Raw genomic sequence first — 4969 nt, 5'->3', positions numbered from 1 at the left:
CGATTTCAACGGTGGCAACCCAACGCAACTTACGCGTGAAGGAAATAATTCAAGCCCAGCTTGGTCTCATCCAAACGTCTTAGAGATTTCGCCTTCAGCGCATTCCTTAACAACGACATGGGGGAAAATTAAGGTGAACTAAGAATGGAGGGTTACATCGTGCGTTCTACATGCCGCTGTTCCGCGACAATTCTTACTTATTATTTTAACTCCCCTGAGATGGTGGGTATTGTGACATTAGTTATTTCCTCATCAGTCAATTCAAAAACAAACATAGTATAGCCAAGCCTATCGTCCGGCTCTCTTTGTTTTTTGAAGATAAAGTCTACTAATTTTGGGAAAGTAGGGCATCCAGTCGGACAGAAAATAAGAAACCTGATAGAACAGAGGTGAAGAGTAATACCACATCTGATTGAATCAGATATCATAAATGTGTTATTTTCTGCTGCTTCCTTTCCAAAGGAGTGAAACAACGATGAATAAAAAAGTGCCAGAGATTACCGAAAGTGTCCAAGACCTGAAAGTCTTGTTACGTAAATGGAAAAAGAAGCATGAAATCCAACGCCTCACCGCTTGAATAACATCGCTGCTAATGTGTTTTCAAGATGATAAATCTAAACGCTATTTCTTTTTTACCTTTCCCCAAGTTGTGGTTAGCAGCTGGGGTCGTGGTGAAACCGGCAATGCATACGTTGGGTCGAACCAATTTCCGCCAGAATTCCCAGATCTGATCATCCCTCCAATATGCGTTAACTGTATCCGAGTCCGATTGCTGATGTCAACCTTGAAAATCTGGCTTCGCCCATTGATTTCCTGTGTATAGAGGACTTCCTCTCCATTTGGTGATAACGCAGGAGCCCAAGCATCGGCACCAGCTTCATCAACAAGTTGTTTGAGCCCAGTGCCATCGCTGTTGACGGTGAAGATTGTCTGCTTATCCTTCCATGCATTGTGCAGATCCCTATCCAAGATGGCGGGTAACGGTTGCTTGTTTCCAGCAAAGGCGATTTTATCCCCTGTAGCCGACCAAGACGGCTCGGTTTGCCAAGGGAGTGCTTTCTTGGGTAGGAGGCGTTCGTGCTTTCGGGTCCGGACGTTGAATAATATGATCCAGGTTCCCGGTGGGTTCGATGCCTGGCAGGCAATTTCTGTTCCATCTGGGGACCATGCCGGAGAGGAGTACTTCCCTATGAATTCCTCATCTTGTTTCCCTAAGGTTGCAAGATACATACCGGATCTGCCTTCCCCGTTCCAATACCGTTGCCAATAAGCAATCTGTTTGCCATCGGGAGACCAGGTTGGATCTGTTCTCCAACCATTTATTTTTTTCTTAAAGACGCGTCGAACATTGGTTCCTTCTGAATCCATCAGATACAGATCTCGATTGCCCCGAGGACGAAAATCCCTGCGATTGGAGATGAAAAGGATCTGATCACCGGTCGGGGACCAGACAGCTTGCAGATCGGCGGCAGGATGTTGTGTGAGGTTCACCTGTTCGCTACCATCTGGATTCATGATGTATACCTCACTATTTCCATCTCGTCCGGAGTTGAACAGGATTTTAGGGGTCGTCGGTGCCTTTGCAAAAATCGGAGAAACACTTACATTCAGAATTACCGAGCTCAATATTATAAAAACTAACAACCGTATTGCTTTCATATACATGTCTCACAAGAACTATTTCTTTTTTACTTCTCCCCATGTCATGGTTAGCAAGTGCGGCTGAGGTGAAACAGGCAACATATATGCGGGGTCGAACCAATCCCCACCAGTATTTGCTTGAAAAAGGAATAAACCAACGCTATGCGTCAATTGAGTTTGAACGCCACTGTTTACATCGACTTTGAAGACTTGCAGAAAACCCTTGGTTTTCTGTGTATAAAGGATTTCTTTGCCATTCGGTGATAGTTCAGGACTCACTGCCATCGGACCCGCCTCATCAACAAGTTGTTGGATACCCGTACCATCGCGGTTCGCAATGTAGATTGTTAGTTTGTCAACCCATACCTTGGGTACAGGTTCTCCCGGCATGTGGTCGGGAGGTAATGGATTGTTATTCCAAGCAAAAGCGAGTTTGTCTCCAACAACCGACCATGATGGTTCACGTTGCCAATTCATTGTTTTTCTGGGTAGAAGCCGTTTTTGCCCGCCTGTGCGAATGTTGATAAATACAATTCGTCCTCCTACTGAGCAGGCGATTTCCGTGCCATCCGGCGACCATGCCGGATCAGAAGCATCCATAACAAGTTCTTCCGATTCCTGTTCTCCAAGTGCCGCAATGTGGACAGTGAACTTAATAATCTCAAAGTCCGCGACACCATAAGCGATATGTTTACCGTCCGGCGACCATATCGGACTCTCTCTGTAAGTTTCTTTCTTAAAGACGCGCCGAACATTCGTGCCATCTGCGTTCATCAAGTAAAGGTCTCGAACGCCATCGCGATCGGATGCAAAAAGTATCTGTTCACCAGTCGGCGACCAGCTGGCATGCAGATCATCAGCGGGGTGTTGTGTTAAGTTTATCTGTTCAGAACCATCCGGATTCATGATGTAGATTTCACGATTACCATCCCGTACAGATGTAAACAAGATTTTGGGCATCGTTGGTGCTTTTGCGAAAGATGTGGAAATATTGATGCACAACAGCAAACTGAGTTGACAAAAAACATGCATACATTTCATATCTATTCTCCTATAATCGCTCAAAGGTGGACACACAGCATGTAGAGCGCGTGGCAGCAAAATATACCACGCGCTGAAAGTCAGCAAGACTGTAGAGGTTCATACTACAGCCTATGTTAACAATGTTGCTACATACATGAACCAACTAGTTGATTGCCAATCCAGACGTGACCATCACAGATCTGTCCGCCATGACAATGATGGTCATGCAGGCATGGTCCCCAATGTGCTTCAGCCTGTGGAGTGCCGACAACAGTATGTGCTAACAAGAGACCTCCTGCTGTTACACCCAGGGTCAATGGAGATTTTATCCCCACCTTGCCTTCCTCAGACTGGACAAACTCGCGGATTTTACCGCGGAGATTTGTTTTCATTCAGATTCACCTCCTCTCTTTCTACCGGAAATCTCACTCCGGCGGGATTCGCTTCCCAACCGTAGCTGGGAAACCCATCTCCAGCGAGAAATGGCTATTTACAAAAGACCACTCCTCTCTGGGAAACCTTGTAAACTGATTCAATTGAGTAAACGTCCACTTTTGTATCAAAGTGTTCCAAGTCGGTTATGCCACAAAACCTATTCTCGTTTCAGTGTTCCCCATGTTGTCGTGAGCAGTTGAGGTTGTGGTGAAACCGGTAACGCATACGCTGGATCAAACCAATCGCCACCAGTATTCCACCCGAGGATATGTGTCAACTGCGTCCGAATCCCACTGTTTAGATCAAGTTTGAAAATTTGGAAATGCCCCTTAATTTCTCGTGTATAGAGGACTTCCTTTCCGTCCGGCGATAACGCTGGAGACTGTGCATAGGGACCGGCTTCCTCGACGAGCTGCTGGAGGTCCGTGCCGTCGCGGTTAATGATGTAGATTGTTGTTTTGTCCTGCCACACATCGTGCACACGCTTTTCAGCATTGGGAGGTGGCAATGGATGTTTATTCCATGCGAAGGCGAGTTTGTCCCCTACAGCAGACCAAGACGGGTCGCGTTGGAAAGACTCCACATTCTTGGGTAGGAGTTGTTTTTGCGCCCCTGTGCGGACGTTGATTAATGTGAGTCGTCCCACTACAGTACAGGCGATTTCCGTGCCATCCGGCGACCATGCTGGAAAAGAGCCATCCACAAGGAATTCCGATTCTTGTTCTCCAAGGGGCGCAATGTGGCAAGCGAACTCTAAACGCCCCCAATCTATAGATGAATAAGCGAACTGTTTGCCATCGGGAGACCAAGTTGGATTTTCTCTCCAAGCTTCTATTTTTCTTTTGAAGACGTGTCGGACGTTGGATCCATCAGGGTCCATCAGATACAGGTCTCGATTACCCCTGGGACGCAGGTCCCTGCGATTGGAGACGAAAAGAATCTGCTCACCGGTCGGAGACCAAACGGCTTCAAGATCTTCTGCGGGATGTTGTGTTAAGTTTACCTGTTCGCTGCCATCTGGATTCATACTGTAGACTTCGCGATTACCGTCCCGTGTGGAGGTAAACAGAATTTTGGGGGTCGTCGGGGCTTTCGCGAAAATCGAACAAACCCTTGCACACAACAGCATCAGACTGAGAATACAAAAAATGAGTGTAAGTTTCATGTGTATACCTCTGTCAATTATTCAAAAGACATAATCATGTAGAAGCTGTAGGAGCGTGTGACAGCAAAACTATCACACGCTGGAAAATAAACGAGATTGCGGTGGTGTACGTCGCAATCTACATCAACAATGTTACGGGTCCATACATGTACCGACATCCTTGTTGCCAATCTTGACGAAACCCTTACAGATCTGACCGCCATGGCAATGATAGTTTTTTTCGCATAGTCCTCCATGTGCTTCGGTTGGTGTTCCAACGATAGCCTGTGCGAGTAGCACGCTACCTACCGCTGCACCGAGCGTCAGTGGGGATTTGACTCCCACTTTGCCTTCCTCGGATTGGACAAATTCGCGGATTTTACCGCGCAGATTCTTTTTCATTTCGGTTTTTCTCCTTTCTGCCGGTGCTTCTGTGCCAGCAAGATTGGATTCCCAAACGGTGTTGGGAACACCATTTCCAAGACGAATACTATCGCTACGGGAGTGAAGCTCTCCCCCTGGACATTCTTTCTAATGTCTCTCCAAAAGGCTTATCAGCCTTGTGGGTTGTTTGAACGGTGTCTATCCAATGCGTACCTTGTACTTACTGGCACGGGGTTCCACTCGCTCGCAGGAGTTGATTGGCTCGAAATTGATGGTTATCCACTAAAATCGTCGGTGAAGCACCTATGCCCAACTCCGCGGCGCGCTTGATATTTTCTCGGA

5 protein-coding genes are annotated in these 4969 nt (G+C 46.9%); all 5 read right to left on the bottom strand.

Annotated elements, in window-relative coordinates:
• Positions 1 to 621 precede the first annotated feature (621 nt).
• The 5 genes from J4G07_21840 to J4G07_21820 all read right to left on the bottom strand — a co-directional run bounded on the left by J4G07_21840 (position 622) and on the right by J4G07_21820 (position 4645).
• Positions 622 to 1659, bottom strand: coding sequence for a PD40 domain-containing protein (locus tag J4G07_21840; GenBank protein ID MCE2416627.1), 1038 nt, complete (start codon positions 1657 to 1659; stop codon positions 622 to 624).
• Positions 1660 to 1677: 18 nt separating this feature from the next.
• Entirely contained in the window at positions 1678 to 2682 is a 1005-nt protein-coding gene (locus J4G07_21835) for a PD40 domain-containing protein (GenBank protein MCE2416626.1), read from the bottom strand.
• A gap of 128 nt (positions 2683 to 2810) precedes the next feature.
• The gene (locus J4G07_21830; GenBank protein ID MCE2416625.1) at positions 2811 to 3056 is read right to left on the bottom strand and encodes a hypothetical protein; all 246 of its coding nucleotides are present in this window, start codon (positions 3054 to 3056) and stop codon (positions 2811 to 2813) included.
• 200 nt (positions 3057 to 3256) lie between these two features.
• The gene (locus tag J4G07_21825; GenBank protein MCE2416624.1) at positions 3257 to 4264 is read right to left on the bottom strand and encodes a PD40 domain-containing protein; all 1008 of its coding nucleotides are present in this window, start codon (positions 4262 to 4264) and stop codon (positions 3257 to 3259) included.
• A gap of 132 nt (positions 4265 to 4396) precedes the next feature.
• Positions 4397 to 4645, bottom strand: a complete 249-nt coding sequence (locus J4G07_21820) for a hypothetical protein (protein ID MCE2416623.1) — start codon at positions 4643 to 4645, stop codon at positions 4397 to 4399.
• Between the last annotated feature and the right edge of the window lie 324 nt (positions 4646 to 4969).

The sequence above is a fragment of the Candidatus Poribacteria bacterium genome (assembly GCA_021295715.1).
GTDB lineage: Bacteria > Poribacteria > WGA-4E > WGA-4E > WGA-3G > WGA-3G.
Note: the sequence above shows the minus strand (reverse complement) of the source record. Positions and strands in the feature narration are given on the sequence as shown.

Excerpts from the sequence above, each read along its gene's own strand:
- J4G07_21840 (MCE2416627.1), bottom strand. The coding sequence starts at position 1,659 with ATGAAAGCAATACGGTTGTTAGTTTTTATAATATTGAGCTCGGTAATT.
- J4G07_21835 (MCE2416626.1), bottom strand. The coding sequence starts at position 2,682 with ATGAAATGTATGCATGTTTTTTGTCAACTCAGTTTGCTGTTGTGCATC.
- J4G07_21830 (MCE2416625.1), bottom strand. The coding sequence starts at position 3,056 with ATGAAAACAAATCTCCGCGGTAAAATCCGCGAGTTTGTCCAGTCTGAG.
- J4G07_21825 (MCE2416624.1), bottom strand. The coding sequence starts at position 4,264 with ATGAAACTTACACTCATTTTTTGTATTCTCAGTCTGATGCTGTTGTGT.
- J4G07_21820 (MCE2416623.1), bottom strand. The coding sequence starts at position 4,645 with ATGAAAAAGAATCTGCGCGGTAAAATCCGCGAATTTGTCCAATCCGAG.